This window comes from Polaromonas sp. CT11-55 (assembly GCF_047303325.1).
Lineage (GTDB): Bacteria > Pseudomonadota > Gammaproteobacteria > Burkholderiales > Burkholderiaceae_C > Polaromonas.
This window is the reverse complement of the sequence record NZ_JBKBEX010000024.1, coordinates 25,498-51,984: the sequence shown is the minus strand read 5'-3', so window position 1 is coordinate 51,984 and position 26,487 is coordinate 25,498. Positions and strand designations below refer to the sequence as shown.

Below are 26,487 nucleotides of genomic sequence, written 5' to 3'. Positions count from 1 at the left end.
TACAATCGGGCTTGCCATGGCGAACCAAACCCAAATCGACCAGATCACCGAACGCGTCGAGCGCCTGTTGCTGCGCTACGAGGAATTGCAGCGCACCAACGAGTTGTTGGCCGAACAGGTCGGCCTGCTCACGCAGGAGCGCGACTCCCTCAAGTCGCGCCTGGGCGCTGCCCGCGCCCGTGTCGATGCCCTGCTCGAGCGCCTGCCCGAAAGCAGCGGCCACGGCCACAAAACCACCGCGGGAAGCGAGTCATGAAGCAGCTCGAAGTACAGATCATGGGCCAAAGCTATTTGCTGGGCTGCCCCGAAAACGGCGACGCACGCATGCTGGACGCGGTCAACCGCGTCGACATGGCCATGTGCCGGATTCGCGACGCCGGAAAAATCAAGGCGCGCGACCGCATCGCCGTGCTGGCGGCGCTGAACCTGGCCTTCGAGCTTCCCGAGCGCACGCCGGGCGCCGCCCCCGTGCCGGCGGCCGCGCCGGCCGACACAGCCGCCACCAGCAATGCCGAGAGCCCGCAGCTCGCGGCCCTGCTGCAGCGTCTGGACACCGCCCTGGGCATAGACGGCCGCCTGCTTTGAAGCCCCGGGCGCGCATCGGCCGCAGCCTTTGCCCCCGCATACCGCCGCAAATGCCTTCGCGTCACTCCGTGCACGGCCACAAAGGCCTACAATGAAGACGTCTGCGATGCGCATTGGGCTTTATATTTCCTTGAACCAATGCTCTTTGAGCACGGGCTTGGTAAATTGTCCGGCAGGTGTGATCGTCTCGCGTCAGACGAACCCGAAACCCGACTGCCCTCGCCCACCTGAACCCCTGGTTCAGGATGACGGTCCAGTGGCACTCGCAGACACCTTATTCCCGCCATCGCCTTGCGCACTCCGCCTTCTCCCCCCCCAACCCCACCGCGTGCGACAGCGCTTCCCGCGAAGCGCCGCAGGCCCGCGGCCCACATTCCCGACGCCTCATGATGCTTGAACCCCTCCTGATTGTTGAACTGGCCTTGCTGGGCGTGGGCACCGGGTTTCTGGCAGGACTGCTGGGCATAGGCGGGGGCATGCTGATGGTGCCCTTCATCACCATCATCATGTCGAATCGCGGCGTGGCGCCAGACCTGGCCGTCAAGATGGCGATCGCCACCTCCATGGCCACCATCATCTTCACCTCGATTTCCAGCGTGCGTGCGCACCACAAGCGCGGCGCGGTGCGCTGGGACATCGTCAAGCGGCTGGCCCCCGGCATCGTGATCGGCAGCATCATCGGCAGCCTGGGCGTGTTCGCGCTGCTCAAGGGCTCCTACCTGGCGATCTTCTTCGGCCTGTTCGTGAGCTTTTCCGCCACGCAGATGTTCCTTGACAAAAAGCCCAAACCGACGCGGCAGATGCCGGGCACGGCGGGCCAGTTCGCGGCCGGCGGCTTTATCGGCTTTCTGTCGGGCCTGGTCGGCGCGGGCGGCGGCTTCATCAGCGTGCCCTTCATGACCTGGTGCAACGTGGCCATCCACAGCGCGGTGGCCACTTCGGCCGCGCTGGGCTTTCCGATCGCGGTGGCCAATGTGCTGGGCTATGTGATCAGCGGCCAGAGCGTGCAGAACCTGCCGGCCAACTCCTTCGGCTACATCTGGCTGCCGGCGCTGCTGGTGATCGCCGTGTGCAGCTTCCTCACGGCGCCGCTGGGCGCCAAGGCCGCGCACAACTTGCCGGTGGGCAAGCTCAAGCGGGTGTTTGCGAGCATCCTGTACGTTCTCGCCGCATACATGCTTTACAAGGGCCTGAAGGGCTGACTCCAGGCAGGGTCAGGCGGGCTTATTTCCCGGTGACCTTCTTGATCACCGGCTTGATGTCCTCGCGCCGCGCCGGCAGCACGACGGCGTTTTCGCGCGGCGCATTGAGCACGATGGACGTTGAGGTCTCGGTGAGGATGCAGAACTTGGTCACCACCGCATCCAGGTGGGCGACGTCGATCACCGCGATTTCCAGCACCCAGCTGTCCTCGCCGGTGACGTTGTAGGCATTGATCACCTCGGGCGTCTGCTCGATCAGCTTGACGACGCGGGCGTATTCGACCCGGCCCACGCGGGCGATGGCGCGTATGCCGTAGCCCAGGCGGCTCAGGTCGACCTCGGCCCGGTAGCCCTTGATCACGCCGCCCAGCTCGAGCTTGCGCACGCGCTCGGTCACCGCCGGCTGGCTCAGGTGCACGCGGCGGCCCAGTTCGGCCATGGTGATGCGCGCATCGCGCTGCAGCTCGCCGAGGATGCGGCTGTCGTAGTGGTCCCATTCGGTGGTTTCGGTCATGGTGGGTTTCAAGCTTTAAATTCAAAGGCCGGTTCGGTTTTGCCGTTAATTTTGCATGGCTTGGGTGCGCTCGGCAACCTAACATCCCGGCATGACCTCCACCACCCTCTCCTCACCCGCCGCCGGCAAGGCGCCGGCGCTGTTGATCCCCGCCCTGCTCGCCTGCTACCTGGTCTGGGGCTCGACCTACCTGGCGATCCGCTTCGCGCTGCTCAGCTTTCCGCCGTTTTTCCAGATGGGCACGCGCTTTCTGACGGCCGGCGTGCTGCTGATGGCCTGGGTGCTGGCGCGCGGGCACAAGCTGCCCAGCCGGCGCGAATGGGTCCATGCGGCCGTCATCGGCACGCTGATGCTGGGCGGCGGCATGGGGCTGACGGCCTCGGCCGAAGTCCACATCGGCTCGGGCCTGATCGCCACCTTCATCGCCATCGTGCCCATGCTGGTGTCGGCCTGGGGCCTGCTGCTGGGCCAGCGGCCCAGCCGGCTGGAATTCATCGGCATGGCGGTGGGCCTGGCCGGCGTGTTGATGCTGGTGCGGGGCGCGAGTTTCGGCGCTGCGCCCGTGGGGCTCGCCTGCATCGCGGGGGCCACGCTGCTGTGGTCGCTGGGCTCGGTACTGTCCGCCACGCGCTTGCCGCTGGCCAACGGTCCCGCCGGTTTTGCCAGCGAAATGTTGTGCGGCGGCGCGGTGTTGATGCTGATTTCTCTTGCACTGGGTGAACACCGCGAGGCCGCCGCGAACTGGCCGGCGCAGCCCGAGGCGCTGCTCGCCTGGCTCTATCTCGTGGTGTTCGGCTCGCTGATCGCCTTCAGCGCCTACTTGTATTTGCTGGCCAATGCCTCGCCCGCGGTGGCCACCAGCTACGCCTTTGTGAACCCCTTGATCGCGATTTTCCTGGGCGCTTTTTTCGCCGGAGAGCGGGTCACAGGGGGCGAATGGGCCGCCTGCGGCGTGATTCTCATGGGCGTCTTCCTGATTTTCAGAGGTAAATCTGCAACATCCAGGCGCAAATAAAGTGGTTTTTCGCTAGGAAACTGCGTTTTTCTCCAGTAGCATCCGCATTGCCACAAGGAAGTAGTTATCCGGGTGGTGATTTATCAACTTCTAGAAGGAAAATCAATCATGGCAACTGCAAAAAAAGCTCCGGCTAAAAAAGCGCCTGCTAAAAAGGCTGCTCCGGCAAAGAAAGTAGCTGCGAAGAAAGCAGCTCCAGCGAAGAAGGCTCCTGCGAAAAAGGCAGCGCCTGCGAAAAAGGTAGCCGCGAAGAAAGCAGCTCCCGCCAAGAAGGTTGCGGCCAAAAAGCCAGCAGCAAAAAAAGCGCCCGCCAAAAAGCGCACGCCCAATGCAGCGTTCATGAAAGCGCTGACCTTGAGCCCCGCACTGGCAGCCGTGGTGGGCGACAAGCCCCTGCCACGCACCGAGATTGTCAGCAAGCTGTGGGTTTACATCAAATCCAAGGGCCTGCAGGACAAGATCAACAAGCGCATGATCAACGCCGACGAAAAACTGCGCGCCGTTTTCGGCAAGGCGCAAGTGTCGATGTTCGAGATGGCTGGCCTGATCGGCAAGCACGTCAAGTAATCGGCTTTTGCCGATTTCAAAAAGGCCGGTTTCACCGGCCTTTTTTTGTGCCTGCGTGATCCCGCACCGAAGCGCCGCACACGCCCTCTGGCACGCATCCTGCATTACTCTTTTTGCCTTCCAGGCAGGCTTCATTAGCGCCGCAAGCGCCGCTGTAGGCGTGCTGATGCCATAGGGTTACTCGGTAGCCCGCCGGCGGCGGCAATACCGAAAAATGAAGCTAATGTTGCTAAGATAAAAAATTCCCCGCGGCACTGCCCCGGGCCTGACTAGACAAGACAAGATTCCCCATGTTGATGCCACTGCATTTGAAGACCGGGGCGGCGGATACTTCCGCACGCCCCGCCTGTCGCCTTCGCGACGCAAATTTCCCTGCACACGCTGAACGCTGCTTTAGCATCCCGCGTTTTTGCTTCTCGCGATAATGCTGCGCTTCATCTTTACCCGTCTGAGCCTGATCATTCCCACCTTCCTGGGGATGACGCTACTGGCTTTCTTCCTCATCCGCATGGTGCCGGGAGACCCGATTGAAACCATGGCGGGCGAACGCGGCATCGATCCGGTGCGCCATGCCCAACTGCTCAAGGAATACGGCCTGGACAAGCCCGTTATGGTGCAGTACGGCATTTACATCGGCCGCGTGCTCAAGGGCGACCTCGGCAAGTCGCTGATCACGCAGGAGCCCGTGCTGCGCGAGTTCCTCACGCTGTTTCCGGCCACCATCGAGCTGGCCCTGTGCGCCATCCTGTTCGCGCTGCTGATCGGCATACCGGCCGGCATCCTGGCGGCGGTCAAGCGAAACTCCATACTCGACCACGGCGTCATGGGGGTGTCCCTCACGGGCTACTCCATGCCGATTTTCTGGTGGGGCCTGCTGCTGATCCTGCTGTTCTCGGTGCAATTGGGCTGGACGCCGGTCTCGGGCCGGCTGTCGGTGCAGTACTTCATCGAGCCCACCACGGGCTTTCTGCTGATCGACTCGCTGCTCTCGGACGACAAGGGCGCATTCTGGTCGGCGGCCTCGCACCTGATATTGCCCATGATCGTGCTGGGCACCAACCCGCTGGCGGTGATCGCGCGCATGACGCGCTCGGCCATGCTGGAGGTGCTGGGCGAGGACTACATCCGCACCGCGCGCGCCAAGGGGCTTTCCAACCTGCGTGTGGTGGCCCTGCATGCGCTGCGCAACGCGCTGATCCCGGTGATTACCGTGATCGGCTTGCAGGTCGGCGTGCTGTTCACCGGCGCCATCCTGACCGAAACCATTTTTTCGTGGCCGGGCGTCGGCAAGTGGCTGATCGAGGCCATCAGCCGCCGCGACTACCCCGTGCTGCAGGGCGGCATCTTGCTGCTGGGCGCCATCGTCATGGCCGTCAACCTGCTGGTGGACATCACCTACGGCATCATTAACCCACGCATCAGGCACCAGCGATGAGCACGGCCACCTTGAAACCCGCTACCGCGCCCGCGCCGCCGCACCCGCTGCGCGAATTCTGGAACTACTTCAGCGCCAACAACGGCGCCGTCATCGGCCTGGCCATCGTCGTTGGCGTGCTGCTGGTCGCGCTGTTCGCACCGCTGCTGGCGCCGCACGCGCCCAACATCACCGACAACTCGGTGTTCCTCAAGCCGCCGGCCTGGCAGGCGGGCGGCTCCTGGACCTACCCCCTGGGCACCGACGCCATAGGCCGCGACATCCTGTCCCGCCTGATGTACGGTGCCCGCCTCTCGCTGGTCATAGGCCTGGCCGTGGTGGCGCTGTCGGTCATCGTCGGCACCGTGCTGGGCCTGCTGGCGGGCTTTTTCCGCGGCATCTTCGAGATCGCGGTGATGCGCCTGATGGACATCATCCTGACCCTGCCCAGCCTGTTGCTGGCCATCGTGATCGTGGCCATCCTCGGCCCCGGCCTGATGAACGCCATGCTGGCCGTGGCCATCGTGGTGCTGCCGCACTACGTGCGCATCACGCGCGCCGCGGTGATCGCCGAGACCTCGCGCGACTACGTGACCGCCGCGCGCATGAGCGGCGCCAGCCGCATCCGCCTGATGTTCAGCGAAATCCTGCCCAACTGCACGGCGCCGCTGATCGTGCAGGCCTCGCTGGGCGTGTCCACCGCCATCCTGGACGCGGCCGCCCTGGGCTTCCTGGGCTTGGGCGCTCAGCCGCCCTCCCCCGAATGGGGCACCATGCTGGCCGATGCCCGCGAATTCGTGCTGCGCGCCTGGTGGGTGGTTACCTTCCCCGGCCTCGCAATTTTGATCACTGTGCTGGCCTTCAATTTGCTGGGCGACGGACTGCGTGACGCGTTCGACCCGAAACTTAAACGATGACCCCCGTTGCGGACTCACTTCGTGTAGCCGCCTCCCCCCTTCCAGGGGGCGGCCGCTGCGGCCCGGCAAAGCCGGTTCCGCGCGGCCACTGGCCATACCCTTGGACCGCCGCCAAAAGCAGCTTGTTGTCCAAATTTCCTCACTGTGAAAGGACCTAACCATGGCCCTTCTTGAAATCGAAAATCTTTCTGTTGAATTTCCCTCGCAAAACGGCGTCATGCACGCCGTCGACGGCATCAGCCTGTCCCTTGAAGAAGGCGAAGTCCTGGGCATCGTCGGCGAATCCGGCTCTGGCAAGAGCGTCACCATGATGGCCTTGATGGGCCTGGTGGCCTACCCCGGCCGCGTCAAGGCCGACAAGCTGCGCTTCGCCGGCCACGACCTGCTCCAGCTCTCGCAGGGTGAGCGCAACAAGCTCATCGGCAAAGACGTGGCCATGATCTTCCAGGAGCCGACGACCAGCCTGAACCCCTGCTTCACCATCGGCTTCCAGATCACCGAAACCCTGCGCCTGCATCTGGGCATGGACAAAAAAGCCGCCACGCGCAAGGCCATCGAACTGCTTGAGCAGGTCGGCATCAATTCGCCCGAAACCCGGCTCAAGGCCTACCCGCACCAGCTCTCGGGCGGCATGAACCAGCGCGTGATGATCGCCATGGCGATTGCCTGCAACCCGCGCCTGCTGATCGCCGACGAACCGACCACGGCGCTGGACGTGACCATCCAGGCGCAGATCCTGGACCTGCTGCGCAGCCTGCAGAAGGAGCGCGGCATGGCCCTGGTGCTGATCACCCACAACATGGGGGTGGTGTCCGAAATGGCGCAACGCATCGCGGTCATGTATGCCGGCCAGATCATGGAAGAGCAGGCCGCGCACGCCCTTTTCAACACGCCGCAGCACCCCTATACCGAAGCCCTGCTGTCGGCCCTGCCCGAGCGCAGCGACGGCAGCGCGCGCCTGGCGACCATTCCCGGCATGGTGCCCGGCCTCTATGACCGGCCGAAGGGCTGCCTGTTCGCCCCGCGCTGCGCCTACGCCACCGAGCATTCGCGCAACGAGCGCCCGCTGCTGCGCGCCTGGAAGGACGGCATGGTGCGCTGCCACTACCCGCTGGGCGATCCCAGCCGGCAGGCCAACATCGAACGCGACACCCCGCTGGTGGAGGCCGCGCAATGAGCACCGCCGCCATCACCACCCCGGCTACCGCGCCAACCGGCCCCGTCGTCGAGGCCAAAAACCTCAGGCAGGTCTATGAGATCCGCCGCGGTTTCATGCGCAAGTCCGACCACCTGCAGGCCGTCGGCGGCGTGTCCTTCTCGGTCCATGCCGGCAAGACGCTGGCCGTCGTCGGCGAGTCGGGCTGCGGCAAGTCGACCCTGGCGCGCATGGTCTCGCTGATCGAAACCCCGACCGGTGGCGAGTTGACCATCACCGGTATCGATGCGGTGAACGGCGCCCAGGAAGAACGCAAGGGCCTGCGCAAGGCCGTGCAGCTGGTGTTCCAGAACCCCTACGGTTCGCTGAACCCGCGCAAGAAAATCGGCGCCATCCTGGAGGCGCCGCTCGAAATCAACACCAGCCTCAATGCCGAGGAGCGCTCCGCCAAGGCCCGCGCCATGCTGGCCATGGTGGGCCTGCGCCCCGAGCACTACGACCGTTACCCCCACATGTTTTCGGGCGGCCAGCGCCAGCGCATCGCCATCGCGCGCGCGCTGATGCTCAACCCCACCGTGGTGGTGGCCGACGAGCCCGTCTCGGCGCTGGACGTCTCCATCCAGGCCCAGGTGCTCAACCTGCTGGCCGACCTGCAGCAGTCCATGGGTCTGGCCTACCTGTTCATCTCACACGACCTGGGCGTGGTGCGCCACATCGCCCACGACGTGCTGGTGATGTACCTGGGCCACGCGGTCGAGCAAGGCGAGAAAAACGCCCTGTTCAACCGGCCCCTGCACCCCTACACCCAGGCCTTGCTGGCCTCCACGCCGGGCCTGGCCGGCAGCACCGGCGTCAGGCAGCGCATCGTGCTCAAGGGCGAGCTGCCCTCGCCGCTGAACCCGCCCACCGGCTGTGTCTTTTCCACCCGCTGCCCGCATGTCACCGACCGCTGCCGCGCCGAAAGGCCACAGCTGCGCGAGGTTGCGGACCGGCAGGTTGCGTGCCACTATGCTGAAAACTTTCTCACTGCGTGACCTGAAACCATGCTCTTTTGCACCGGTTTCAGGCCACGTTTTTTAATGACCAGGGCGCACAACGTCACAAATGTTGTGCAATCTGGCCGCAAGCCCCGCTGCAAAGCAGCATTAACCTCCAAAGGGATCGTCAAATGATTCAGACCAAACCAAGTGCAAGCCGGCTACGCCCGGTCAAGCGCGCATTGCTGTGCGCCGTCGCCCTGCCAGCGCTGCTGGCACTTTCACCCGTCTCCGCAAAGACGCTGGTGTTCTGCTCTGAAGGCAGCCCCGAGAACTTCTACCCTGGCGTCAACACCACGGGTACCTCGTTCGATGCCAACGAACCCGTCTACAACCGCCTCGTGGAATTCGAATACGGCGGCACCAAGGTGATTCCCGGGCTGGCCGAGAAGTGGGACATTTCCGCCGACGGCAAGGAATACACCTTCCACCTGCGCAAGGGCGTGAAATGGCACGCCTCCAACAAGGCCTTCAAGCCAACGCGCGACTTCAACGCCGACGACGTGCTGTTCATGTTCGAGCGCCAGTGGAAGGAAGACAACGCCTTCTTCAAGGTCACCAGCCCGAATCACTCCTACTTCAGCGACATGGGCATGCCCAAGCTGATCAAGTCGGTGGACAAGGTCAACGACCTCACCGTCAAGATCACGCTGAACCAGCCGGAAGCGCCTTTCCTGGCCAACCTGGCCATGCCTTACGCGGCCGTGCAGTCCAAAGAATACGCCGACGCCATGCTCAAGGCCGGCACGCCGGAAAAAATCGACCAGGATCCGGTCGGCACCGGCCCCTTCTACCTGGTGCAGTACCAGAAAGACGCGATCATCCGCTACAAGGCCTTCCCGCAGTACTGGGGCGGCAAGGCCAAGATCGACGACCTCGTGTACTCGATCACGCCTGACGCATCGGTTCGCTGGGCCAAGCTGCAGAAGAACGAATGCCAGGTCATGCCCTACCCCAATCCCGCCGACCTGGACGCGATCCGCAAGGACCCGAACGTGACCATCGTCGAGCAAGCCGGCCTGAACGTAGGCTACATGGCCTACAACACGACCAAGAAGCCTTTTGACGACGTGCGCGTGCGCAAGGCCATCAACATGGCGATCAACAAGAAAGCCATTGTCGAGGGCGTGTACCTGAGCACCGGCGTTGCCGCCAAGAACCCGATCCCGCCGACCATGGCCGCGTACAACAACGCCATCAAGGACGACGAGTACAACCCCGAAGCCGCCAAGAAATTGCTGGCCCAGGCCGGCTACCCCAACGGCTTCACCACCGACCTGTGGGCCATGCCCGTGCAGCGCCCCTACAACCCGAATGCCAAGCGCATCGCCGAGTTGATGCAGGCTGACCTGGTCAAGGTCGGCGTGACCGCCGAGATCAAGAGCTTCGAATGGGGCGAGTACCGCAAGCGCCTGCAGGCCGGCGAGCACCAGATGGGCATGCTGGGCTGGACCGGCGACAACGGCGATCCTGACAACTTCATGTACACCCTGCTCGGCTGCGCTTCGGCCCAGTCCGCCAGCGGCTCCAATATCGCCAAGTTCTGCTACCAGCCTTATGAAGACCTGGTCCTGAAAGCCAAGACCGTGACCAACCCCGCGGAGCGCAACAAGCTCTACCAGCAGGCACAGGTCATCTTCAAGGAGCAAGCTCCCTGGTTCACCATCGCCCACGCGGTGCAGTTGAAGCCCGTGCGCAAGAGCGTGATCGGCTACAAGAACAGCCCCTTCGGCCGCCACAACTTCTACGCTGTGGACATCAAGGAATAATCCCTGGTGCGCAAGGCGGCTTCATCATGAAGCCGCCGCCCACAAAAAAGGCCGGGTTATCCCGGCCTTTTTTTATGCACGCTGTTAGGGCTACTGCTGCGCTTGCTGCGATGCCCGGGCCAGCGCACTTTCTGTGATGGACGACAGCGTGCCACGCGTGGTGATGACTTCCGGGTCCAGCATCACCTCGATCACCGTGCCCTCCTTGCGTTCCAGTGCCGCCAGCAGCTCGGCCTCGAACTCGGCGGTGCGCGTGATGCGCACGCCGGCATAACCGTAGGCGCGCGCCAGGCCGGCGAAATCCGGGTTGTTCAGGCGCGAGCCGCTTTCGTGCCGCGGGTACTCCCTTTCCTGGTGCATGCGTATGGTGCCGTACATGCCGTTGTTGAGCAGCACGATGATGCTTTTGGCGCCGTGCTGCACGGCCGTGGCCAGCTCCTGGCCGTTCATCAAAAAATCGCCGTCGCCCGCGATGGTGAAAGCCACCCTGCCCGTCGTGATGGCCGCCGCGATGCCGGCCGGCACGCCGTAACCCATGGCGCCCACGGTGGGCGCAAGCTGTGTCTTGTGGCCCTTGACCAAGCCGTGGTGTTTGAAGAAGCGGTGCACCCAGCTCGCAAAGTTGCCCGCACCGTTGGTCAGCACCGCGTCAAGCGGCAAATGCTTTTGCAGCAGGCCGACGATGGCCGGCATGTCGATATCGCCGGGCAGGTTGGCCGAGGGTGTGGGCTTGAGGTTCTCCAGGTAGTCCTCGTTCGCCGACGCCGTCCAGGCTTCCCAGGCCACGCTCACCGGCGCCGTCAGCACCTCCAGCGAGCGCGCGGCGGCATTCATGGTGGCGTTGATCGCCAGGTCGGCCTGGTAGACGCGGTTGAGCTCCTCGGCGCTGGCGTGGATGTGCACCAGTTTCTGCGCGGGGCGCGGCGCCTGCAGCAGCGTGTAGCCGCCGGTCGTCATCTCGCCCAGGCGCGGGCCTATGGCGATGATCAGGTCGCTGGCTTTGACACGCGCGGCCAGCTTGGGATTGAGGCCTATGCCCACGTCGCCGGCGTACAGCGGGTGGTGATTGTCAAAAGTGTCCTGGAAGCGGAAGGCATTGCCCACCGGCAGCTTCCAGTTTTCGGCGAAACGCTGCAGCGCCTGCGCCGACTGCGGCGTCCAGCCTCCGCCGCCCGCGATGATCATCGGCCGCTCGGACTTCAGCAGCATCTCGCGCAACGTGCGCAGCGAGCCCGGGTCGCTCCAGGCCTGCACCGCCTCCACGCGCGGCAGCGGCTGCGCGGACGTCATGCGGGTAAGCATGTCCTCAGGCAGCACCAGCACCACCGGGCCGGGGCGGCCGTTCATCGCGGTGGCAAACGCCCGCGCCACGTATTCGGGAATGCGGTCGGCTTCGTCGATGCGCTCCACGCGCTTCGCAAAGCCCTTGGTGCTGGGGCCGAAAAAATTGAAGTAGTCCACCTCCTGGAAGGCCTCGCGGTCGCGGCAATCGCTGGCCACGTCGCCCACCAGCAGCACCATGGGCGTAGAGTCCTGGAAGGCCGTGTGCACGCCGATGGAGGCATTCGTGGCGCCCGGGCCGCGCGTGACCATGCACACGCCGGGCCGGCCGGTCAGCTTGCCGTGGGCCTCGGCCATAAAAGCCGCGCCGCCCTCCTGCCGGCAGGTGACGAACTGGATCTTGTCCCGGCGCGCATGCAGGCCGTCAAGCACGGCCAGGTAGCTTTCACCGGGAACACCGAATGCGTGGGTAACGCCTTGGGCCAGAAGGCAGTCAACGAGGAGGTGGCCGGCAAGTTGTGCAGTCATGTGCCTATTGTGCTGGATACGACACCCACGCTCCCCCTAGGGGAGCCGCTGCGGCCCCTGCTGGAATGAAGAGAGCCCAGCCTCGCGCGCGACGCTGCGCTTATTCCGGTGTTGCCGCGTCGCCATCACCGCCGCCGGCGGCCAGGGCCTGGCGGGCCAACTCTTCGTCGCTGAGTGGCGGGGCCGCTTCGAGCGCGGCGAGTTCGTCGAGGAATTCCTGGGTCGGCTCTTCGTGCTCCAGCAGTACCTCCTCGAGCTTTTGCCGGCCAGTTTCGGCGTGCACCGTGGGGGAGACCAGGATGGTAGGCGGCACGGGGAATTTTTCGCCAAGCTCAAACTTCAGCGCTTCGGATTTCTCTTCAATCCAGTGCGCGAAATCACCGTCTTTGGGCGTGTTCGAATTGGTCATGGCGGCCTCCTTGGCTTGCGTTGCAGCCCGGCGAGAATGGCCTGGGCCTGCTTCATTATGCGGCGACGGCGCCGGCAGCGGTAGTGCCCGTGCGCGACGCCCGCTCATTGCCACCCGGGTTACCGGGCTTGCATTAATTCACCAAACAGTTAAATTTGCAACATGGCAGCCACTTCTTCTTCCGCACAGGAACCCCGCTCACGCGACGCGGACCGCTCACAACAAACCATACTGCTGGCGGCGCGCGACGAGTTCGCGCTCTACGGCCTGGCCGGCGCCCGGGTGGATCGCATCGCCGAGCGCGCCGACATCAACAAGCGCCTGATCTACTACTACTTCAAGAGCAAGGACGACCTCTTCCTCGCGGTGCTGGAGAACACCTACGCCGACATACGCGCGGCCGAGCAGAAGCTGCACCTCGATGAAATGGACCCGGTTGAGGCGATCCGCGAACTGGTCTCCTTCACCTGGCACTACTACCTCGAGCACCCCGAGTTCATCTCGCTTCTCAACAGTGAAAACCAGCACAACGCGGCGCATTTGAAGAAGTCTTCGCGCATCCAGGAGATGAACTCGCCCCTGGTGCAGATGCTGGACACGGTGCTCGAGCGCGGGCGCCGCCAGGAGCTGTTCCGCGCCGGCATAGACCCGATCCAGCTGTATATCTCCATCGCCTCGATCTGCTACTTCTATCTCTCCAATAACCAGACGCTCTCGACCATCTTCGGGCGCGATCTGCGCGCCCCCAAAGCCATGGCCCAGCGCCTGTCGCACATGACGGACATGGTGCTCGGCTACGTGATGCGCTGAGCGCGGCGAGCCCGCCAGCCCACCCCCGAGGTTTCCCTAGGGGCGGTTGACAGCCTCCCGGCCCAGCCTCAACAATTCACCATATAGTTACATACGGACGTGCCGGCCTGCGGCGCCATGCCGCATGGCAACCAGGAGACTTATCCGATGCTGCGCAAGTTGCTGCTGTTACCGGCGCTCAGGCCTTTCCTGCTGATCATCCTGCTGCTGGTGCTGTGGGATATCGCCATACGCGTCTTCAAGATCCCGGCCTACCTGATTCCCCGTCCCGAGCAGGTCGTGGAGCAACTGATCTCCGAATGGAGCCGCCTGCTGCGCGAAAGCTGGAAAACCACGCAGGCCACGCTGGGCGGTTTCGCGCTCACCATCCTGATCGGCATCCCGCTGGCCATGGTGATCGCCTACTCCCGCGTCGTCGAGTCCTACGTCTACCCCTTGCTGGTGTTCTCGCAAAGCATCCCCAAGGTCGCGATCGCGCCGCTGTTTGTCGTGTGGTTCGGCTTCGGCATCTTTCCCAAGATCATCTCGGCTTTTCTGCTGGGCTTCTTCCCCGTCGTGGTGTCCACCGTCATGGGCTTCAAGTCGGTCGAGCCCGACATGCTGGACCTGGCGCGTTCCATGGGCGCGAGCCGCCTGCAGACCTTTTTCAAGATCAGCCTGCCGCAGGCCCTGCCCGCCATCTTCAGCGGCCTGAAGGTGTCCATCACACTGGCCGTGGTGGGCGCCGTGGTCGGCGAGTTCGTCGGCTCGAACTCCGGCATCGGTTATGTGCTGCAGGTGGCCAACGGCAATTTCGACCTGCCGCTGATGTTCGCCGCGCTGGTGGTGCTGTCTTCCATAGGCGTACTGCTGTTCGCGGCCATAGACCTGGTCGAGCGGCTGATGATTCCCTGGCATGCCTCGCAGCGCCAGGTGTTCTAAGTTCCTTGAGTCCTTCGCCTCTTTTCATCCGTTTCACGTTCCCCTATTCACGTTCCATCACGGCAACCCCAGGAGACACATCATGAAAAAACGTTTTCCCTCCCTGCTGACAGCCACGGCGGGCGCGCTGGCGCTGGCCTTGACCCTGGCCGTGCCCGCCCGCGCGCAGACCAAGGCACCCGAAAAAGTCACGCTGATGCTCAACTGGTACCTCTACAGCGAGCACGCGCCCTTTTTCCTCGGCAAGGAACGCGGCTTCTATGCCGAGGAAGGCATAGACCTGGACATCCAGGAAGGCCGCGGCTCGGCCGTCACTGCCCAGGCCGTGGCCGCGAAGTCGGCGACCTTCGGCTATATCGACGTCACCACCATGATCAAGGCCGCCGCCAAGGGCGCGCCGCTCAAGTCCACCGGCGTGCTGTTCCAGGTGAGCCCCATGTCGGTCATGGGCTTTGCGGATAAAAACATCAAGACACCCAAAGACATCATCGGCAAGACGGTGGCCACCACGCCGGGCGACTCGATGTCGCAGATGTGGCCGCTGTTCCTCAAGGCCAACAACATCCAGGCCGACCAGGTCAAGATCGTCTCGGGTGACGGCCAGACAAAACTCAATGCCGTGATGAACGGCCAGGCCGACCTGCTGCTCGGCTATGTGATGGACCAGGCCATCAAGCTGCAGGACGCTACCGGCAAGCCGGTCCACCCCATACGCTTTGCCGACTCGGGCATCAACCAGATCAGCTCCGGCATCATCACCAACAAAAACCTGCTGACCGAGAACCCCGACCTCGTCAAACGCTTTATGCGCGCCTCCACGCGCGCCGCCGAAGCCGCCGAGAAGAGCCCCGAGGCCGCCGTCGACGCCATGCTCAAAGCCAACCCCAAGGCCGGCGTGCGCGACACGCTGATCGTGGGCATGAAACAAAGCGCGGCGCTCTACCACACCAAGGAAACCGCCAACCAGCGCCCCTTCCGCGTGACCATGAAAAACGTCAGCGATTCGCTGGACCTGCTGGTGCAGTACGGCGGCATGGACGCCTCCACACGCGGCAAGCCCGAAGACTATGTGAGCCTGGACTTCCTGCCAGCGAACTGAAGAAGGCGCATCGCATTCATGCCCAACGACCATTTAATAGAAGCCCGCGGTGTCTCCAAGACCTACCAGACCAAGGACGGCCCCGTCGAGTCGCTCAAGCCGCTGGATTTTTCGATCCGCGAGGGTGAATTCATCTCCGTCGTCGGGCCTTCGGGTTGCGGAAAAAGCACGCTGCTGAAGATGGTGGCCGGCCTGCTGCCGATCTCGGGCGGCACGCTGACGCTGGCGGGCAAGCCCATCAACGGGCCGCAGAAAGACGTGGGCATCGTGTTTCAGAGCGCCGTGCTGCTGGCCTGGCGCACGGTGCTCAAAAACATCCTGCTGCAGGCCGAAATGCGCCACATGCCCAAGGAGCAGGCCCTGGCCAAGGCGCAGCAGCTGATAGAGATGGCCGGCCTCAAGGGCTTTGAAAACAAATACCCCTGGCAGCTGTCGGGCGGCATGCAGCAGCGCGCCTCGATCTGCCGGGCGCTGCTGCACGATCCCTCGGTGCTGCTGATGGACGAGCCCTTCGGCGCGCTGGACGCGATGACGCGCGAAAAAATGAACCTGGAACTGCAGCGCATCTGGTCGGCTTCGCGCAAAACCGTGCTGCTGATCACCCACAGCATTCCCGAGGCGGTGTTCCTGTCGGACCGCGTCATCGTGATGAGCGAACGGCCGGGCTCCATCGCCGCGACCTACGACATCGACCTGCCGCGCCCGCGCACACTGGACATGATGGGCTCGCCCGAGTTCGCGGTCTACACCAAAAAAGTGCGCGCGCATTTTTATTCGCAGGGCACGCTGGACCACTGAACAAGCCACCAGGCGTCAATCTCATGGACCAGGCTCTTCGCTTCCGGATCGAGGAAATCCGCTTTTCCGAGCGCGACGTGGTGCTGCGCCTGCCCTTTCGCTTCGGCGCAGCCACCGTGAATTCGTGCCCCCAGGTCTTTGTGCAGGCCCGCATCCGTTTTGCCGACGGGTCGACTTCGCAGGGCTGCGCGGCGGAGATGATGATCCCGAAGTGGTTCGACAAAAACCCGGCGCTCTCGAACGAGGACAACTTCCAGCAGCTGCGCGACGCCTTGCTGGCGGCCCGCGCGGCCTATTGCGCCGACAATTCCGCCAGGACCGCGTGGCAGCATTTCGCGCAGCACTACCAGGCGCTGCTCCAAAGCGGCGCGGCCGCCGGCCTGAACCCGCTGGCCGCCGGCTACGGCCCGGCGCTGCTGGACCGCGCGATCCTGGACGCGCTGCTGCTCAAGCTCGATTGCAGTTTTGCCGCCGGCATGAGCGCCAATGCGGCTGGTGTGGAACTGCGCGGCAGCGGCCTGGCGGCCGACCTGCGCGATTTCGACATGGCGCGCTTCATGTCGCGGCAGATGCCGCGCAAACAGATCGCCGCGCGGCATACCGTGGGGCTGGCCGATGCGATCAGCCATGCCGACGAACCGCAGGAACCCATGGACGGCTTGCCCACCTCGCTGGAGTCGGCCATCACGCGCTACGGCCACCGCCATTTCAAGATCAAGCTCAGCGGCGACACCGAAGCCGACATGGCGCGCCTCCTGTCCATCAGCCATGTGCTGGAAGGCACGGCGCGCGTCATCACGCTGGACGGCAACGAGCAGTACGCGAGCGCCGGCGCTTTTGCCGATTTTTTCGCGCGGCTCACCTCGGAGCCTCAGCTCGCGCCACTGCTGGCCCGCACCGCTTTTGTGGAGCAGCCGCTGCGCCGCGACCAGGCGCTGGCGCAGGACGTCTCCACACTGGCCAGGCAAATTCCCCTGCTGGTCGATGAATCCGACGCCACGCTGGACGCCTTTGTCCAGGCCAGGCGGCTGGGCTACAGCGGCGTGTCCAGCAAAAGCTGCAAAGGTTTCTACAAATCCATCATCAACGCCGCGCGCTGCGCGCTGTGGAACGCCGAGACGCCCGGCGCGCACCATTTTCTCTCGGGGGAAGACCTCACCATGCAGGCCGGCCTGGGCGTGCAGCAGGACCTGGCGCTGGTCGGCTGGCTGGGCCTGGAGCATGTGGAGCGCAACGGCCACCACTACGTCAACGGCCTGATGGCGGCGCCCAAAGACGAACAGCAAAACCTGCTGCTGGCGCACGACACGCTGTACGAATACAGCTTCGACGCGGTGCGGCTGCGCATCAAGAGCGGGCAGATCGCGCTGGGCTCGCTCGACAGCCCCGGTTTCGGCACCGGCCAGGCCGGCGGCCATATTTCCTGGGACGCGATGCGTTCCTCTTATTGAACAAGGCAACAAGGAGTACTTATGAGCACACAACGGCTTGGCATCATCATGCACGGCGTGACGGGACGCATGGGCATGAACCAGCATCTGATCCGCTCCATCGTCGCGATACGCAAACAGGGCGGCGTCACGCTCTCCAACGGCGACAAGGTCATGCCCGACCCCATCCTGATCGGCCGCAACGCCGAAAAGATCGAGGCCCTGGCCAAGGCCCATGGCCTTTCGCGCTGGGGAACCGACCTCGACGAGGCGCTGAAGAGCAAGGACGACACCCTCTTCTTCGATGCCGGCACCACGCAGATGCGCCCGACGCTGCTGGCCAAAGCCATACGCGCCGGCAAGCATGTCTACTGCGAAAAACCGATCGCCACCAACCTCAACGAGGCCGTCGAGATCGCCCGCCTGGCCGAAAAGTCCGGCCTGAAACACGGCGCGGTGCAGGACAAGCTCTTCCTGCCCGGCCTGCGCAAGCTCGACATGCTGCGCCGCGCGGGCTTCTTCGGCCGCATGCTGTCGGTACGCCTGGAGTTCGGCTACTGGGTGTTCGAGGGCGACCTGCAGCCGATCCAGCGCCCGAGCTGGAACTACCGTAGCGAAGACGGCGGCGGCATGATCCTGGACATGATGTGCCATTGGCGCTATGTGCTGGACAACCTGTTCGGCGAGGTCAAGTCCGTCTCCTGCATAGGCGCCACCCACATCCCCGAACGCTGGGACGAAGCCGGCAAGCCCTACAAGGCCACCGCCGACGACGCGGCCTATGCCACGGCCGAACTCACGGGCCACAACGGCGAGCCGGTCATCGCCCAGATGAACATGTCCTGGGCCACCCGCGTGCGCCGCGACGACCTGGTCACCTTCCACGTGGACGGCACGCACGGCTCGGCCGTGGCGGGCCTCTCGAGCTGCCGCGCCCAGTCGCGCGTGACCACGCCGCGCCCGGTGTGGAACCCCGACGAGAAGCAGATGATGAATTTCTTCGACCAGTGGCAGGAAGTGCCGGACTCGCAAACCTATGACAACGGCTTCAAGATCCAGTGGGAGCACTTCATACGCCACGTGGTCGAGAACGAACCCTACAAGTGGACGCTGCCCGAAGGCGCCAAGGGCGTGCAGCTGGTCGAGGCGGCCCTGCAAAGCTGGAAAGAGCGGCGCTGGATCGACGTGCCGCCGCTGAAGGTTTGAGGGGCACACCATGGCACTGACACTGACCTTGCCCCATGCCGGCGATAGCGGCGGCCTCAAGCCCTACACGCTGCGCGGCAGCACACCCATCAAACCCGCCGCAGGGCTGAAGTTCAACCGCATCGCCTATTCCGCCGCGCATGTGGTGGCCGACCCGCTGGCGGCGGTGGACCCGTGGCTGGCCTGCGCCATCGACTGGGACACCACCATCGCCTACCGTCGCCACCTGTGGTCGCTGGGCCTGGGCGTGGCCGAGGCCATGGACACGGCGCAGCGCGGCATGGGCCTGGACTGGCCGACCTCGCTGGAGCTGATACGCCGCTCGCTGGACGCGGCCAAAGACGTGCCGGGTGCGCTCGTTGCTTCCGGTTGCGGTACCGACCACCTGGTGCTGGAAAACGTCAAGACCGTCGATGAGGTCATTGCGGGTTACGAAGAGCAGATGGAGGCCATCGAGAAGCTGGGCGGCAAGCTCATCGTGATGGCTTCGCGCGCGTTGGCCCGCGTGGCCAAAAGCCCGGCCGACTACGAGCGCGTCTACGACCGCATCCTGCGCCAGGCAAAACAACCCGTGGTGCTGCACTGGCTGGGCGACATGTTCGACCCGGCCCTGGCGGGCTACTGGGGCAACCCCGATCCGGACCGCGCCATGGACACGGCACTGGGCATCATCGAGGCACATGCCGGCAAGGTTGACGGCATCAAGATCTCGCTGCTCGACAAGGACAAGGAAATCGCGATGCGCCGCAGGCTGCCCGCCGGTGTGCGCATGTACACCGGCGACGACTTCAACTACGCCGAGCTGATTGCCGGCGACGGCTTCGGCAAGGAAGCAACGCACGGCCAGAGCGATGCCTTGCTGGGCATCTTCGACGCCATCGCACCGGCCGCCAGCGCCGCACTCGGTGAACTGGCACAAGGCAACGTGGAGAAATTCCACGCCATCCTGGGCCCCACCGTGCCGCTGTCGCGCCACATCTTTGCCGCACCCACGCGTTTTTACAAAACCGGCGTGGTCTTCATGGCCTGGCTCAACGGCCACCAGAGCCACTTCACCATGGTGGGCGGACAGCAGAGCACGCGTTCGCTGCAGCACTTTGCGGAACTATTCCGCCTGGCCGATGTGGCCAACCTGCTGGAGCAACCCGAGCTGGCAGTGGGGCGCATGAAAACCCTGCTTGCGCTGCACGGAGTGGAGTGACGCCCCCCGTTGCCCTATTCCTGCCGGATCACTCATAAATAAATCATCTGGAGACAAGCATGAAGACACGCAACTTCCTCAAAGCCTGCCTGGCCGCCGGCCTCGCGGCTGCGGCCTTTGGCGCCGCCGCGCAGGCCTATCCCAGCCGCCCCGTCAAGGTCATCATCCCCTTCCCGCCCGGCGGCACGCTGGACGCGGTGGGCCGACAGCTCGCGCAGAAACTGGGCGAACAAATGGGCCAGCCCTTTGTGGTGGAAAACCGCGCGGGCGGCAACGGCACCATAGGCGCCGGTCTGGTGGCGCAGGCGCCCGCGGACGGCTATACCCTGCTCTTCAATGCCTCCACCTTCACGACCGCGCCCATGACCATGAAGTCCGTGCCCTATGGCGTGGTCAAGGACTTCACGCCCATCTCGCTGGTCGCCAAGGCGCCGCTGTCGGTGGCCATCAACAAAAACCTGCCGGTCACCGACGTGAAGTCGTTGATCGCCTACGCCAAGGCCAACCCCGGGAAAATGACCTTCGCGGTCGGCTCCATAGGCTCGGCGGGCCATCTTTCGACCGAGTTGCTCAAGCGCGCCGGCGGCATCGAATACACCGTCGTGCCTTACAAGGGCACGGCACCCGCCTTCCAGGATTTGATAGGCGGCCAGATCGACGGTTTCATAGACCCCATACTCGGCTCGCTGCAGTACCACAAGAGCGGCATGCTGCGCGTCGTCGCCGTCACCGGCGACAAACGCGCACCCAGCCTGCCTGATGTGCCGACGGTGGCCGAGACGATTCCGGGCTTTGAGTTTTACAGCTGGTACGGCCTCTGGGCGCCGGCCAAACTCCCGGCTGAGATCACGCACAAGCTCAACGCCGAAACCAGCAAGGCGCTGGCCGGGGAAATGCGCGAAAAACTCATACAGCAAGGCCTGGTGCTCACACCCGGCACCCCGGATGATTTCGCGAAATTCCAGAACACCGACATGGCGCGTTCGCAGAAAATCATCACGGACGGCAACATCCGTGTCGAATAAGGCATTCCGCCATGGCTGCTGAAGACGTCAAGCGCGCACTCGTCACGGGCAGCAGCTCGGGCATAGGCCTGGCCATCGCGCAGGCCCTGCTGGACCAGGGCTGGGATGTGATAGGCCTGGACGTCGCACCCGCGCGCATCGTGCACCCGGCGTTTTCGTCCACCGCAGTCAACCTGTGCCATGCCGAGGCCACCGAGCAGGCCGTGCGCTCGGCCGGCGCCTTGCAGGCCCTGGTCCACGCCGCCGGCGTGCTGCGCGTGGGCCGGCTGGGTGAGCTGTCCAGCGAGGATTCACGGCTGATGTGGCAACTGCATGTCGATGCGGTCACGCGCATCGCCAACCTGGTGGTTCCCGCCATGGCGCAGGCCGGCGCAGGCCGTGTGGTGCTGGTCGGTAGCCGCGTGGCGCGCGGCATGGCCGGCCGCAGCCAGTATGCGGCGACCAAGGCGGCTCTCGTGGCACTGGCGCGCAGCTGGGCCGCGGAAACCGCGGCTTCGGGCGTAACCGTCAATGTGGTGTCTCCGGCGGCCACCGAAACCGCCATGCTCGCCGACCCGGCGCGCGCCAACACCCCGCCCAAGCTGCCGCCGCTTGGCCGGCTGATACGGCCGGCGGAGATCGCCGCGCTGGTCTCCTTCCTGCTCTCGCCGGATGCCGCGGCCATCACCGGCCAGGACATCCAGATCTGCGGAGGCGCGTCGCTCGCGGCGTGAAACCATGGCTGCGAAAGACTCCATAGGCATCGTCGGCCTGGGCCTGGTCGGCACGGCGCTCGCGCGGCGCCTGATGGCCGCCGGCTTTGAGGTCACGGGCTATGACCTGCGCGAAGAAGCCCGCGCCGCGCTGGCGGCCAAGGGAGGCCGTGTCGCCGCATCTCTCACCGAGGTCGCCGGTGCGGCCTCCCGCGTGGTGCTGGCCGTGTTTGATACCGCTGATGTGCTCAGCGTGGTCGAGGGGTCCGAAGGCCTGCTGTCCGTCCCCGGCGTTCGCAGCATCATCGACTGCTCCACCGGTACGCCGCATGAACTCGAGGCGCTGGCCGCGCGCCTGGCCGCGCGCGGCATTGCCTTTATCGAAGCGCCGCTCTCGGGCTCCAGCCAGCAGATCGCTGCGGGCGAGGCCACCTTGCTGCTGGGCGGCGAAACCGAATCGCTGCGCCAGTGCGAAGCCGTGCTGGCCGCGATGGCCGGCCAGCGTTTCCACGTGGGCGGCGCCGGCATGGGGGCCAGGGCCAAGCTGGCCACCAACCTGGTGCTGGGCCTGAACCGCGCGGCGCTGGCTGAAGGGATGGTCTTTGCCGAAAGCCTGGGTATCGCGCCCGAACAATTCCTGGCGCTGGTGCTGGCCAGCCCGGCGACCTCCGGCGCGGCGCAGGCCAAGGGCCGGATGATGGTGGAGGGCGACTTCGCGCCGCAGTCGCGCATACGCCAGCACCTCAAGGACCTCAGCCTGATGATTGACAGCGCCGCAGCCGCCGGGCAAGAGCTGCCCTTGTCGCAAGCGCATGCGGCCCTGCTGCGCGCGGCGGTCGCCGCCGGTGACGGCGAGCTCGATAACGCAGCCATCATCCGCGAACTGCGCCGGCGCAAAACCGAACTGCCTCCCACCGACCCGAATCAAACTTCGCCATGAGAAATTTCTCCCAAGACCACCGCTGGCTCTCCATCAACACCGCGACCGTGCGCAAAAGCCGGGGCGTCGAGCAGCCGCTCACGGACATCCTCGAAGCTTGCGCGGCGCGCGGCATACGCGCGATCTCGCCCTGGCGCGACCAGGTGGCGGCCGCCGGCCTGCCGCTCATTTCAAAGCTGGTCAAAACCCATGGGCTACAGCTCTCGGGCTACTGCCGCGGCGGCATGTTCCCCGCGGCCGATGCGGCGGGCCTCAAGGCCGCGCACGAGGACAACCGCCGCGCCGTCGACGAGGCCTGCGAGCTGAATGCCGCCTGCCTGGTGCTGGTGGTGGGCGGCCTGCCCGGCGCGCTGACCGGCAAGGCGGCGCACAAGGACATCGCGCTGTCGCGCAGCCAGGTGCATGACGGTATCGCCGCCCTGCTGGACTACGCCAAGGCCTGCAAAATGCCGCTGGCGATAGAACCGCTGCACCCCATGTATGCGGCCGACCGCGCCTGCATCAACACCCTGGAACATGCACTGGACGTCTGCGATGCACTGGATCCCGCCAGAAGCGGCGCGCTAGGCGTGGCGGTGGACGTCTACCACGTCTGGTGGGATCCCAAGCTCGAAGCCCAGATCCGGCGCGCCGGCAAGGAAAGGCTACTGGCCTTCCACGTCTGCGACTGGCTGACGCCGACCACCGATTTGCTCAACGACCGCGGCATGATGGGCGACGGCGTGATCGACATCCCGAAAATCCGCGGCTGGGTGGAGGCCCAGGGCTTTGCGGGTTATAGCGAAGTGGAGATTTTTTCGACCGGCAACTGGTGGCAGCGCGATAGCGGCGAGGTGCTGGACACCTGCATAACCCGGCACAAATCGGCGGTTTAGAAGGGGCTCTCGAGGGACCGCTTACCTGAAGCGATAAGACACGGCGATAAAGCCAGTGTCCTGCGTGCGGCGGCTGATCAGCGGGCTGTTGCGCACCGAGGAATCCAGCCATTTGCGGCGCACTTGCATGGTCAGTGTCCAGGGTTCGCCCAGCGGAACGTCCACGCCCAGCCCCAGCACCGGGGACGTCGAGGCGCCGGCGTTGTAGACCGAGAAGCCGCTGGCGGCCGACTCCACCGCGCTGACACCATAAAGGTAGTTGTTGTATTTGGCGTTGCTGTACTCCAGCCCCAGCTGCGGGAAGAAGGACCAGCTTCCCAGCTTGAACTCCGCCGCGTAAGTGGCCTCCAGCAGGCTGCCGTGCGACTTGTTGGCGTCAACAAAGGCATTCAGGAACAAGGCGCCATAAGGCGTTTCCTGGAAAGTGCCTATGCCCAGCGGGATCGGGGTCTTGCGGTCTTTGAGGCCCGACAGCGCGGCAGTGTCGGCTCGCCAGCCGTCCTGGCTGACACGGCCCGCGAACTCCAGGTAGCCGTAGCCGAACTTCACGGTCTTCAGGCTCAGGGTGTCCACGCGCACGGCGAGGCGGCCATAGTCAAAAAAGCCGTAGGGCAGCAAACGGGTTTCATTGCCCTTGCTACGGATCACGCTTTGTGTACCGTAGACGGCGCCGCCCAGGTCGCCGGTCAATTCGTACTTCAGCGGCGCGATCTGCGCGGCGGCCAGCAAAGGCAGCAGCAAGCCCGCGGCGCCCAGCAAGGCGCGAGTGGAAAGCGTGATCGCATGCCGGTTTAAAGTCATGCAAATCAGTATAGGCCTGGCCTCCTTTTCAGGCCATGGGCGCGCACAACTCCCCCCAAAAACCGTTGTTGCCGCGCACACAGGGCGCGGCCTGGCCCCGGTTTTCTAGACGGCCGTGGGCAGCTGACCCGCTGCCGGCAGGGCCGTGCGGCGCACGCGGCGGACATTGAAGGCGCTGGCGATCAACACAGCCTGCATCAGCGCCAGGCCCAGCAACACACCGCGGTACTGGCCGTGGTCCATCATCGCGCCGAAGACCAGCGGCGAGACGGCCTGACCTATGTCCAGGCCCGCGTAGACCACGCCATAGACGCGGCCCGAGGCGTTTTCAGGCGTGGAGCGCTTGACCAGCAGGTCGCGCGAGGGCCCGGCGATGCCCGAGGCAAAACCCATGACGCCGAACAGCACAGGCACCACCCAGGCGGGGTAGCTGCCCAGGGCCAGCAGCAGCGCGAACACGGCCGCCACGCCAAAACCCACGCCCACGATGCGCTCGCAGCGCGCCGGGTCCGAGGCGAGAAAACCGCCGAACACCATGCCGCCGGCGCTGCACACCATATAGATGGTCAGGCACATGGCGACCAACGGCAGCGGCACCTCATGCAGGTGGCGCGCGGCCTCGGGCGCGAAGGCCTGCACCACGCTGAGCACGATCGCGTACCAGAAGAAAAAGGCAAAGCACATCCAGACCGCGGGAATTTTCAAAAAGCCCAGCGAGCTGTCGGCCGCCGGCGCACCCTTGGCCGGCGCCGTGACGGTCAAGGTCAGCTTGTCGCGATTGGCTACCAGCACCGCCAGCACCGCGAAAGCCAGCACACCCGCGCAGGTCAGCGCCACGCGCCATGAAAAAGCGAAAGTCAGCGGCACCAGCATGGCCGGGGCCAGCGCCCAGCCCAGGCTGCCGGTGATGCCGTGCACGCTGTAGGCATGGCCCAGGCGCGGCGCGCTGACCTTGCGGTTGAGCAGCGTGTAGTCGACCGGGTGAAAGACGCCGTTGCCTACGCCGGCGATCACGGCAAAGCCGGCCATCATCCAGTAGCTGGTGCTGATGGAATAACCGAAGGCCGCCAGGCCCAGCAAAGTGAGGCCACCGAAGAGGATGGGGCGTGGGCCGAATTTGTCCACCACAAAACCCGACAGCGCCTGCACCGCGCAAGAGGTGACGAAAAAGAGGGTCATCAGGAAGCCGAGTTCGGCATAGCTGACATTGAAGGCTTCCTTGAGCCAGGGAAACAGCGGCGCCAGCAGCAACTGGCTGAAGTGGCTGATCAGGTGGGCAGTACCGACCAGGCCGATGACGCTGGCGTCCTGCTTGAGCGAAATCGCGTTGCCGGCGGCCGCAGTGCTTGAAGTATTCATGGCGCTATCGTAGTATTGGCCTTGCCTGCTGAAATGCGACAAATGGCCATGATTCATCGAATTTCAGACAAACCCACGCAAGCCACCGAAACCGCGATCCGGCATGCCGCGTAACACCAGCCTGCGCCTCATGCCGGTGGGCGACACCGACAGCTTCACCCCCAGCCCCAAGCGGCCGGTGCGTGTGCGCGCCCGCTCCATGCCGGCGGACACGCACTTCGAACCGCATTCCCATGCCTGGGCCCAGCTGGCCTACTGCGCCACCGGCGTCGTGCAGGTCACGGCCGAAAGCGATGGCGCCGGCGGCGAGATCACCTACATCGTGCCGCCCTCTCGCGCGGTGTGGATCGCGCCCGGCGCGCAGCACCACATCACCGTGCTGGAAGCCGCCGAGTTCCGCACGCTTTACATTGATGCCAGCGCCACGCCCAAAGGCTGGAGCGGTTGCCGCGTGCTGGTGGTGTCGCCGTTGCTGCGCGAATCGATCAGTGCACTGGATGCCGCCTCGCCCGGACATCCCCTGAGTGCCTCGCGCGAGCAACTGCTCAGCGGCCTGGTACTGGACGAACTCACACATGCGGACATCCAGGCGCTGGGCGTTCCCATGCCGCATCCGCAAACCGGCGACAAGCGGCTGCGCGCCCTGTGCGAAGCGGTGCTGCGCGCGCCGTCCGAGCGGGCCACTCTGGCCGAATGGGCGGCGGACATCGGCGCCAGCGAGCGCACCGTGGCCAGGCTGTTTCGCGACGAGCTGGGCCTGAGTTACCAGCAGTGGCGCCAGCAGGCCATCCTGGCCCACGCCCTGCCCCTGCTCACGCGCGGGCTGTCGGTCAGCGCCGTGGCGGCGGCCAGCGGCTATGCCAGCGACAGCGCCTTCACCGCGATGTTCAAGGCGGCGATGGGCCAGCCGCCCAGCCACTTCCAGAAATAAGTGCA

At 64.8% G+C, this 26,487-nt stretch carries 27 protein-coding genes; 22 read left to right on the top strand and 5 right to left on the bottom strand.

What is annotated here, in order from left to right; all coding sequences use genetic code 11:
- The first annotated feature begins 16 nt into the window (after positions 1–16).
- From ACEN8I_RS19085 to ACEN8I_RS19075, 3 genes are all read left to right on the top strand, one after another.
- A complete protein-coding gene (locus ACEN8I_RS19085) occupies positions 17–256 on the top strand; it encodes a DUF904 domain-containing protein (protein ID WP_074575200.1) in 240 nt (79 codons plus the stop codon).
- Positions 253–585, top strand: coding sequence for a cell division protein ZapA (locus ACEN8I_RS19080; protein ID WP_413330154.1), 333 nt, complete (start codon positions 253–255; stop codon positions 583–585). The genes ACEN8I_RS19085 and ACEN8I_RS19080 overlap by 4 nt, the downstream gene beginning before the upstream one ends.
- A gap of 386 nt (positions 586–971) precedes the next feature.
- Positions 972–1,787: a sulfite exporter TauE/SafE family protein gene (locus ACEN8I_RS19075; protein ID WP_413330153.1), complete on the top strand. Its 816-nt coding sequence runs from the start codon at positions 972–974 to the stop codon at positions 1,785–1,787.
- 22 nt (positions 1,788–1,809) lie between these two features.
- Here ACEN8I_RS19075 and ACEN8I_RS19070 read toward each other — a convergent pair whose 3' ends face one another.
- Positions 1,810–2,301, bottom strand: coding sequence for an Lrp/AsnC family transcriptional regulator (locus ACEN8I_RS19070; RefSeq protein WP_074575203.1), 492 nt, complete (start codon positions 2,299–2,301; stop codon positions 1,810–1,812).
- Positions 2,302–2,392: 91 nt separating this feature from the next.
- Here ACEN8I_RS19070 and yedA point away from each other — a divergent pair, with 91 nt between their 5' ends.
- The 7 genes from yedA to ACEN8I_RS19035 all read left to right on the top strand — a co-directional run bounded on the left by yedA (position 2,393) and on the right by ACEN8I_RS19035 (position 10,176).
- On the top strand, positions 2,393–3,316 hold the full coding sequence (gene yedA / locus ACEN8I_RS19065) for a drug/metabolite exporter YedA (protein ID WP_413330152.1): 924 nt from the start codon (positions 2,393–2,395) through the stop codon (positions 3,314–3,316).
- Between the two features lie 108 nt (positions 3,317–3,424).
- Complete coding sequence (locus tag ACEN8I_RS19060) at positions 3,425–3,883, top strand: SWIB/MDM2 domain-containing protein (protein WP_036840065.1); 459 nt, start codon at positions 3,425–3,427, stop codon at positions 3,881–3,883.
- Between the two features lie 424 nt (positions 3,884–4,307).
- On the top strand, positions 4,308–5,318 hold the full coding sequence (locus tag ACEN8I_RS19055; protein ID WP_074575205.1) for an ABC transporter permease subunit: 1,011 nt from the start codon (positions 4,308–4,310) through the stop codon (positions 5,316–5,318).
- Positions 5,315–6,214 (top strand): ABC transporter permease subunit, encoded by a 900-nt coding sequence (locus tag ACEN8I_RS19050; protein ID WP_007873180.1) that lies wholly within the window; start codon positions 5,315–5,317, stop codon positions 6,212–6,214. The genes ACEN8I_RS19055 and ACEN8I_RS19050 overlap by 4 nt, the downstream gene beginning before the upstream one ends.
- 160 nt (positions 6,215–6,374) lie before the next feature.
- A complete protein-coding gene (locus ACEN8I_RS19045; RefSeq protein ID WP_413330151.1) occupies positions 6,375–7,391 on the top strand; it encodes an ABC transporter ATP-binding protein in 1,017 nt (338 codons plus the stop codon).
- Positions 7,388–8,404, top strand: a complete 1,017-nt coding sequence (locus ACEN8I_RS19040; RefSeq protein WP_413330150.1) for a peptide ABC transporter ATP-binding protein — start codon at positions 7,388–7,390, stop codon at positions 8,402–8,404. The genes ACEN8I_RS19045 and ACEN8I_RS19040 overlap by 4 nt, the downstream gene beginning before the upstream one ends.
- Before the next feature lie 134 nt (positions 8,405–8,538).
- Positions 8,539–10,176 carry an ABC transporter substrate-binding protein gene (locus ACEN8I_RS19035; RefSeq protein WP_413330149.1) on the top strand — a complete coding sequence of 546 codons (1,638 nt, stop codon included), beginning with the start codon at positions 8,539–8,541 and terminating at the stop codon, positions 10,174–10,176.
- Positions 10,177–10,266: 90 nt separating this feature from the next.
- On the opposite strand, the gene ACEN8I_RS19030 is transcribed toward ACEN8I_RS19035, so the two are convergent.
- Positions 10,267–11,985 carry a thiamine pyrophosphate-binding protein gene (locus tag ACEN8I_RS19030; protein WP_413330148.1) on the bottom strand — a complete coding sequence of 573 codons (1,719 nt, stop codon included), beginning with the start codon at positions 11,983–11,985 and terminating at the stop codon, positions 10,267–10,269.
- 100 nt (positions 11,986–12,085) lie between these two features.
- Complete coding sequence (locus tag ACEN8I_RS19025; protein ID WP_413330147.1) at positions 12,086–12,394, bottom strand: hypothetical protein; 309 nt, start codon at positions 12,392–12,394, stop codon at positions 12,086–12,088.
- 162 nt (positions 12,395–12,556) lie between these two features.
- Here ACEN8I_RS19025 and ACEN8I_RS19020 point away from each other — a divergent pair, with 162 nt between their 5' ends.
- The 11 genes from ACEN8I_RS19020 (at position 12,557) to ACEN8I_RS18970 (ending at position 23,391) form a co-directional block, all read left to right on the top strand.
- Positions 12,557–13,204, top strand: a complete 648-nt coding sequence (locus ACEN8I_RS19020) for a TetR family transcriptional regulator (protein WP_413330146.1) — start codon at positions 12,557–12,559, stop codon at positions 13,202–13,204.
- 147 nt (positions 13,205–13,351) lie between these two features.
- Positions 13,352–14,125, top strand: coding sequence for an ABC transporter permease (locus tag ACEN8I_RS19015; protein ID WP_413330145.1), 774 nt, complete (start codon positions 13,352–13,354; stop codon positions 14,123–14,125).
- Positions 14,126–14,207: 82 nt separating this feature from the next.
- Positions 14,208–15,224, top strand: a complete 1,017-nt coding sequence (locus ACEN8I_RS19010; RefSeq protein WP_413330144.1) for an ABC transporter substrate-binding protein — start codon at positions 14,208–14,210, stop codon at positions 15,222–15,224.
- Positions 15,225–15,242: 18 nt separating this feature from the next.
- Entirely contained in the window at positions 15,243–16,022 is a 780-nt protein-coding gene (locus tag ACEN8I_RS19005) for an ABC transporter ATP-binding protein (protein WP_413330143.1), read from the top strand.
- Between the two features lie 23 nt (positions 16,023–16,045).
- A complete protein-coding gene (locus tag ACEN8I_RS19000; RefSeq protein WP_413330142.1) occupies positions 16,046–17,473 on the top strand; it encodes an enolase C-terminal domain-like protein in 1,428 nt (475 codons plus the stop codon).
- A 21-nt stretch (positions 17,474–17,494) separates the two neighbouring features.
- A complete protein-coding gene (locus tag ACEN8I_RS18995; protein WP_413330141.1) occupies positions 17,495–18,658 on the top strand; it encodes a Gfo/Idh/MocA family protein in 1,164 nt (387 codons plus the stop codon).
- A gap of 10 nt (positions 18,659–18,668) precedes the next feature.
- The gene (locus tag ACEN8I_RS18990; RefSeq protein WP_413330140.1) at positions 18,669–19,859 is read left to right on the top strand and encodes a dihydrodipicolinate synthase family protein; all 1,191 of its coding nucleotides are present in this window, start codon (positions 18,669–18,671) and stop codon (positions 19,857–19,859) included.
- 59 nt (positions 19,860–19,918) lie between these two features.
- The gene (locus tag ACEN8I_RS18985; RefSeq protein ID WP_413330139.1) at positions 19,919–20,884 is read left to right on the top strand and encodes a Bug family tripartite tricarboxylate transporter substrate binding protein; all 966 of its coding nucleotides are present in this window, start codon (positions 19,919–19,921) and stop codon (positions 20,882–20,884) included.
- 11 nt (positions 20,885–20,895) lie between these two features.
- Positions 20,896–21,597 carry an SDR family NAD(P)-dependent oxidoreductase gene (locus ACEN8I_RS18980; protein WP_413330138.1) on the top strand — a complete coding sequence of 234 codons (702 nt, stop codon included), beginning with the start codon at positions 20,896–20,898 and terminating at the stop codon, positions 21,595–21,597.
- 4 nt (positions 21,598–21,601) lie between these two features.
- Positions 21,602–22,516 carry an NAD(P)-dependent oxidoreductase gene (locus ACEN8I_RS18975; RefSeq protein ID WP_413330137.1) on the top strand — a complete coding sequence of 305 codons (915 nt, stop codon included), beginning with the start codon at positions 21,602–21,604 and terminating at the stop codon, positions 22,514–22,516.
- Positions 22,513–23,391, top strand: a complete 879-nt coding sequence (locus ACEN8I_RS18970) for a sugar phosphate isomerase/epimerase family protein (protein WP_413330136.1) — start codon at positions 22,513–22,515, stop codon at positions 23,389–23,391. The genes ACEN8I_RS18975 and ACEN8I_RS18970 overlap by 4 nt, the downstream gene beginning before the upstream one ends.
- Positions 23,392–23,412: 21 nt before the next feature.
- On the opposite strand, the gene ACEN8I_RS18965 is transcribed toward ACEN8I_RS18970, so the two are convergent.
- Both ACEN8I_RS18965 and ACEN8I_RS18960 read right to left on the bottom strand, forming a co-directional pair.
- On the bottom strand, positions 23,413–24,192 hold the full coding sequence (locus ACEN8I_RS18965; protein WP_413330134.1) for a MipA/OmpV family protein: 780 nt from the start codon (positions 24,190–24,192) through the stop codon (positions 23,413–23,415).
- Between the two features lie 105 nt (positions 24,193–24,297).
- Entirely contained in the window at positions 24,298–25,551 is a 1,254-nt protein-coding gene (locus ACEN8I_RS18960; RefSeq protein WP_413330133.1) for an MFS transporter, read from the bottom strand.
- 103 nt (positions 25,552–25,654) lie between these two features.
- On the opposite strand from ACEN8I_RS18960, the gene ACEN8I_RS18955 reads away from it, so the two are divergent.
- Entirely contained in the window at positions 25,655–26,482 is an 828-nt protein-coding gene (locus ACEN8I_RS18955; RefSeq protein WP_413330132.1) for an AraC family transcriptional regulator, read from the top strand.
- Positions 26,483–26,487: the final 5 nt, after the last annotated feature.

What these genes read in the sequence shown, in the direction of transcription:
- ACEN8I_RS18965 (WP_413330134.1), bottom strand. Translation starts at nt 24,192, where the DNA reads ATGACTTTAAACCGGCATGCGATCACGCTTTCCACTCGCGCCTTGCTG.
- ACEN8I_RS19080 (WP_413330154.1), top strand. Translation starts at nt 253, where the DNA reads ATGAAGCAGCTCGAAGTACAGATCATGGGCCAAAGCTATTTGCTGGGC.
- ACEN8I_RS19015 (WP_413330145.1), top strand. Translation starts at nt 13,352, where the DNA reads ATGCTGCGCAAGTTGCTGCTGTTACCGGCGCTCAGGCCTTTCCTGCTG.
- ACEN8I_RS19035 (WP_413330149.1), top strand. Translation starts at nt 8,539, where the DNA reads ATGATTCAGACCAAACCAAGTGCAAGCCGGCTACGCCCGGTCAAGCGC.
- ACEN8I_RS19020 (WP_413330146.1), top strand. Translation starts at nt 12,557, where the DNA reads ATGGCAGCCACTTCTTCTTCCGCACAGGAACCCCGCTCACGCGACGCG.
- ACEN8I_RS19055 (WP_074575205.1), top strand. Translation starts at nt 4,308, where the DNA reads ATGCTGCGCTTCATCTTTACCCGTCTGAGCCTGATCATTCCCACCTTC.
- ACEN8I_RS19085 (WP_074575200.1), top strand. Translation starts at nt 17, where the DNA reads ATGGCGAACCAAACCCAAATCGACCAGATCACCGAACGCGTCGAGCGC.
- ACEN8I_RS19005 (WP_413330143.1), top strand. Translation starts at nt 15,243, where the DNA reads ATGCCCAACGACCATTTAATAGAAGCCCGCGGTGTCTCCAAGACCTAC.
- ACEN8I_RS19040 (WP_413330150.1), top strand. Translation starts at nt 7,388, where the DNA reads ATGAGCACCGCCGCCATCACCACCCCGGCTACCGCGCCAACCGGCCCC.
- ACEN8I_RS18985 (WP_413330139.1), top strand. Translation starts at nt 19,919, where the DNA reads ATGAAGACACGCAACTTCCTCAAAGCCTGCCTGGCCGCCGGCCTCGCG.
- ACEN8I_RS18980 (WP_413330138.1), top strand. Translation starts at nt 20,896, where the DNA reads ATGGCTGCTGAAGACGTCAAGCGCGCACTCGTCACGGGCAGCAGCTCG.
- ACEN8I_RS19050 (WP_007873180.1), top strand. Translation starts at nt 5,315, where the DNA reads ATGAGCACGGCCACCTTGAAACCCGCTACCGCGCCCGCGCCGCCGCAC.
- ACEN8I_RS19030 (WP_413330148.1), bottom strand. Translation starts at nt 11,985, where the DNA reads ATGACTGCACAACTTGCCGGCCACCTCCTCGTTGACTGCCTTCTGGCC.
- ACEN8I_RS18960 (WP_413330133.1), bottom strand. Translation starts at nt 25,551, where the DNA reads ATGAATACTTCAAGCACTGCGGCCGCCGGCAACGCGATTTCGCTCAAG.
- ACEN8I_RS19070 (WP_074575203.1), bottom strand. Translation starts at nt 2,301, where the DNA reads ATGACCGAAACCACCGAATGGGACCACTACGACAGCCGCATCCTCGGC.
- ACEN8I_RS19075 (WP_413330153.1), top strand. Translation starts at nt 972, where the DNA reads ATGATGCTTGAACCCCTCCTGATTGTTGAACTGGCCTTGCTGGGCGTG.
- ACEN8I_RS18995 (WP_413330141.1), top strand. Translation starts at nt 17,495, where the DNA reads ATGAGCACACAACGGCTTGGCATCATCATGCACGGCGTGACGGGACGC.
- ACEN8I_RS19025 (WP_413330147.1), bottom strand. Translation starts at nt 12,394, where the DNA reads ATGACCAATTCGAACACGCCCAAAGACGGTGATTTCGCGCACTGGATT.
- ACEN8I_RS19000 (WP_413330142.1), top strand. Translation starts at nt 16,046, where the DNA reads ATGGACCAGGCTCTTCGCTTCCGGATCGAGGAAATCCGCTTTTCCGAG.
- ACEN8I_RS19060 (WP_036840065.1), top strand. Translation starts at nt 3,425, where the DNA reads ATGGCAACTGCAAAAAAAGCTCCGGCTAAAAAAGCGCCTGCTAAAAAG.
- ACEN8I_RS18990 (WP_413330140.1), top strand. Translation starts at nt 18,669, where the DNA reads ATGGCACTGACACTGACCTTGCCCCATGCCGGCGATAGCGGCGGCCTC.
- ACEN8I_RS18975 (WP_413330137.1), top strand. Translation starts at nt 21,602, where the DNA reads ATGGCTGCGAAAGACTCCATAGGCATCGTCGGCCTGGGCCTGGTCGGC.
- ACEN8I_RS18955 (WP_413330132.1), top strand. Translation starts at nt 25,655, where the DNA reads ATGCCGCGTAACACCAGCCTGCGCCTCATGCCGGTGGGCGACACCGAC.
- ACEN8I_RS18970 (WP_413330136.1), top strand. Translation starts at nt 22,513, where the DNA reads ATGAGAAATTTCTCCCAAGACCACCGCTGGCTCTCCATCAACACCGCG.
- ACEN8I_RS19010 (WP_413330144.1), top strand. Translation starts at nt 14,208, where the DNA reads ATGAAAAAACGTTTTCCCTCCCTGCTGACAGCCACGGCGGGCGCGCTG.
- yedA (WP_413330152.1), top strand. Translation starts at nt 2,393, where the DNA reads ATGACCTCCACCACCCTCTCCTCACCCGCCGCCGGCAAGGCGCCGGCG.
- ACEN8I_RS19045 (WP_413330151.1), top strand. Translation starts at nt 6,375, where the DNA reads ATGGCCCTTCTTGAAATCGAAAATCTTTCTGTTGAATTTCCCTCGCAA.